The 3,879-nt window shown below is 61.8% G+C and carries 4 protein-coding genes and 1 pseudogene; 4 read left to right on the top strand and 1 reads right to left on the bottom strand.

What is annotated here, in order from left to right:
• Positions 1-137 precede the first annotated feature (137 nt).
• The gene (locus tag AC1DY5_RS45875; RefSeq protein WP_478121038.1) at positions 138-446 is read right to left on the bottom strand and encodes a helix-turn-helix transcriptional regulator; all 309 of its coding nucleotides are present in this window, start codon (positions 444-446) and stop codon (positions 138-140) included.
• Positions 447-487: 41 nt separating this feature from the next.
• Between AC1DY5_RS45875 and AC1DY5_RS45880 the strand changes: the two genes are divergently transcribed.
• From AC1DY5_RS45880 to AC1DY5_RS45895, 4 genes and pseudogenes are all read left to right on the top strand, one after another.
• Complete coding sequence (locus AC1DY5_RS45880; protein ID WP_478121039.1) at positions 488-859, top strand: hypothetical protein; 372 nt, start codon at positions 488-490, stop codon at positions 857-859.
• Complete coding sequence (gene poxB / locus AC1DY5_RS45885; protein ID WP_478121040.1) at positions 856-2,580, top strand: ubiquinone-dependent pyruvate dehydrogenase; 1,725 nt, start codon at positions 856-858, stop codon at positions 2,578-2,580. Before AC1DY5_RS45880 ends, poxB begins: the two co-directional genes overlap by 4 nt.
• A gap of 618 nt (positions 2,581-3,198) precedes the next feature.
• Complete coding sequence (locus AC1DY5_RS45890; RefSeq protein ID WP_478121041.1) at positions 3,199-3,534, top strand: hypothetical protein; 336 nt, start codon at positions 3,199-3,201, stop codon at positions 3,532-3,534.
• 154 nt (positions 3,535-3,688) lie between these two features.
• Positions 3,689-3,879: pseudogene (locus AC1DY5_RS45895) on the top strand (IS6 family transposase); the annotation flags it as partial.

The following is a 3,879-nucleotide window of genomic DNA, read 5'->3' on the forward strand; positions in this document are numbered from 1 at the left end:
CATCAGATCATCAGATGCGGCTGCTCCCGACACCCGGAAAGAACTCCCGGGGATTGGCGAAATGCTGCTACCCGCACACACCGGTCAGTCTAGATTCATGCCCCAAAGCAGACGACTGTAACGATTGGTTGTCGTGATCAGGCCGCTTCGCGAAGTCGCCATGYGGCAGGGGCAATACCGACGCAGTTCTTGAATGCGCGGCTGAAGGCCGCCTCCGACTCGTACCCGACTGCTTCGGCCACCGCGGCGACCTTCCTCGCTCCAGGCTCGGCAAGAAGGCGGGTCGCGAGTTGCATGCGCCAGTGGGTGAGGTACTGCATTGGAGGTTGCCCGACGAAATGCGCAAAGCGTTCGACCAGCACCGAACGTGATGTGCCGGCCTGGGCCGCGAGCTCGTGCGGCCGTGCCCCACCCGGGGGATGGACCGCATGGAGGTCGGAGCTCAATAGTCTTGCTCATCGAATCAACCGTTGAACGAGATCGACAAATGTTGAAGGGCTACATCGTCCCACTTTCGCCCTTGGGCAAGGCCAATGTGGTCGCGGCACCGCCGTGGCACTATTCGTGCGGCGTCATCGCGCTCGAGTTCCCGCGCTTTGCGGTCAGCGAGCGCGATGCGCCTGCGGTCGACGAGCTTGTGACGTCGCTGACCGACAACCTTCGGGTCGTCGAAATGTGGACCGACGAGGCGGACGTACATCTGCCCGAGGTGGCCGGAGAGGAGATGCACATGCTGGCGCCTGTTCGCACGGGCCTGGGGATCCGCTCCTCCACGTCCTGCTCCGTGAGCGATCTGAGGACACTGGAGAAGGCAGCTGCAAGATGCGCTTTTTCCCCGGTTCCAAGGAGATCATCATGACCAGAACGGCAGCGGCCTACATGGCCGAGACCCTGCGGCAAGCAGGCGTTAAGCGGGTGTACGGAGTCGTCGGGGACTCGCTGAACGGCTTCACTGATGCGTTGCGGCGCTTTGACGGTGACATCGAGTGGGTTCACGTCCGACACGAGGAAGGCGCGGCATTTGCCGCCGGCGCTGAGGCCCACGTGACCGGCGAGCTCGCGGTGTGCGCCGGCAGTTGCGGGCCCGGCAACCTGCACCTCATCAACGGGCTGTTCGACTGCCAGCGCAGCGGGGTGCCGGTGCTGGCGATCGCAGCGCACATCCCCAGCACTGAGATCGGCATCGACTATTTCCAGGCCACGCACCCCGAGATCCTCTTCAAGGAGTGTAGCCACTATGTCGAACTGGTCTCCCAGCCGGAGCAATTGCCGCAGATCCTGACGCGGGCCATTCGCGTGGCGGTCGCCAGGCGTGGGGTCGCTGTCATCGTCATACCGGGTGATGTCGCGCTCAAGTCGTTGTCCGCGAAGGTTCCCAACTGGCTGCTCCCGACCAAACCGGTGCTCGTGCCCGGCGACGACGATCTCGCTCGGCTCGCAGCGCTGCTGAATGTGGGCGAGCGCGTCACGCTGTTGTGCGGCGCGGGGTGCGTCGGGGCGCATGACGAGGTCGTCGCGCTGGCCGAGCGGCTGAAAGCGCCGATCGTGCATGCGTTCCGTGGCAAGGAGTACCTCGAGTACGACAACCCCTACGACGTCGGCATGACGGGCCTGGTGGGATTCGCATCCGGCTACGCCGCGATGAAGGACTGCGATACGTTGCTGCTGCTGGGCACGGACTTCCCATATCGGCCGTTCTATCCGGAGACCGCACGCATCGCGCAAATCGACCAGCGACCGGAGGCGCTCGGCAACCGCTGCCCGATCGACCTTGGCTTGCTGGGCGACGTGAAGGACACGATCAATATGCTGCTGCCGCGGATCGTCGAGAAAAGCGAACGCCGCCACCTCGACCTTGCGTTGGACCACTACCGCGATGCGCGCCGGGACCTCGACGCATTGGCCGAAAGCGGCTCCGGTAGCAAGATCATCCATCCCCAATATGTGGCGCGCCTGGTCAGCGAGCTCGCGGACGAGGATGCGATCTTCACTTGCGACGTGGGCACGCCGATCATCTGGAGCGCCCGCTATCTGCAGATGAACGGAAGGCGCCGGCTGATCGGGTCGTTCAACCACGGCTCCATGGCCAATGCCATGCTGCAGGCGATCGGCGCCCAGAGCGCGTACCGCGATCGGCAGGTGATCTCGCTGTCCGGAGACGGTGGCTTCACGATGATGATGGGCGAGTTCGTCACGCTGATCCAGGCCGGCCTGAACGTCAAGGTCGTTGTGCTGAACAATGGGACTCTGGGCTTCGTCGAGATGGAGATGAAGGCGAACGGTTTCCTAGACACCGGCTGCGACTTGAAGAACCCCAACTTCGCGGCCATGGCTGAGGCGATGGGCGTCAGAGGGATCCGCGTCGAACAGCCGGAGCTTCTCCATCGGGCGCTCACCGATGCGTTTTCGCACGAAGGCCCTGTGCTCGTCGATGTCGTCAGCGCGCGCCAGGAACTCGCGATGCCACCGAAGACGACGTTCGAGAACGCGCATCACTTTGGGATGTTTTTGATGAAGGCCGTGCTGGATGGCCGAGGCGCGCAACTGATTGACCTCGCGAAGACGAATCTGATCCGCTAATGTCTTTCCTTGGATCGAACGAAGGGTTCGTGCGTCCCTTCCTCAAATTCATAGGAACGGATACGCGCAAGGCGTCATTGCCGTCTTAGCATTCTGCCGGACAGCATAATGATCGTGTACATCAGGAACGGATTCGAGTTGCAGTGCTTGATCGGCGCTGATTCGGTGCGTGGTCCAACGCTCTCGGAAGGATGTCGAGCTGCCAAAGACCTCGGAGGTCGAGAGTTTTGCCGTAACCCATTTGAGCCGCGCATGAATTCGAACGTCTGGGATCTCATCACGCTGTCAGAGCCCCGTCTGGGGGAAAGGTTGACGACAGCTGCGCGGGCAGAGTGGACATCCAGAGATGTGCTGATCAGCGACAGCGCGTTGACCAATCATTCAGATCATAGGATGCGAAAGTGCCCTAAGCATGAAGCCTAGCCCTGCGGCAGCCATCCAACCGCCTACGCATCTCCGCAGCGGCGACGCCTACGAATTCGCCCCCGAAGACCAACCGACCTTTCCGGGGGCCCTTATTCGCCACCGCACCCGCCGCTTCGCCGTCTCGGCTACGCAGCCGTCGGTCTCTACATTTGCGCAACTGCGACGTTTTCCAACGAGACCATCACAGTCAATGTGCCCAATCTGTCCGGTGAGTTGGCGACTTCCGTCGAGCAGCTGAGTTGGCTGCCGGCCATCTATGTCGCGGCAAACGCGTGCGCGAACACGATGCTTGTGAAAGCTCGCGCCCAGTTCAGCATGCAAAACGTCATGCGGGTCCTCTTGACCTTCTACTCGATCATTGCGGCACTCAGGTTCGTGTGGCTCGGAATGCCCTCGGAAGTCGCTGTTCGATTCGTCAGCGGCGTGGTCGCCGCAGGAATGACGACGACCGGCATCTTCTACTTGCTGCAGGCCGTGCCGCCCAAGGCATGCCCGATGGCGTTGGTGGCGGGATTGGGCATGATATGAGTCAACGGGGCACGCCTTTCGCACGTCTGCTGCCCGTCGATCTTTTGTCCGGCTCATGCACCACCGGGCGGGGGCTCTGGTGCAAACTTTGGCTTCCGGTAGGCTACCGACCTTTGTGATGTGAAGGCTGAACGTGGCGAAGAAGTTCCAGAGCATGGATGAGCTGTTCAAAGGTCGGCACTTTGAGCGCGAGATCATCGTGTTGTGCGTTCGCTGGTACCTGCGCTTCAAGCTGAGCTTTCGTGACCTGGTGGAGATGATGGCTGAGCGTGGCTTGGTCTTGGCCCACACAACGGTCATGCGCTGGGTCCAGCGGTTCGTACCGGAGTTCGAGAAGCGCTGGAA

Source organism: Variovorax sp. P4_D9 (genome assembly GCF_056401695.1).

What these genes read in the sequence shown, in the direction of transcription:
- poxB (WP_478121040.1), top strand. Translation starts at nt 856, where the DNA reads ATGACCAGAACGGCAGCGGCCTACATGGCCGAGACCCTGCGGCAAGCA.
- AC1DY5_RS45880 (WP_478121039.1), top strand. Translation starts at nt 488, where the DNA reads ATGTTGAAGGGCTACATCGTCCCACTTTCGCCCTTGGGCAAGGCCAAT.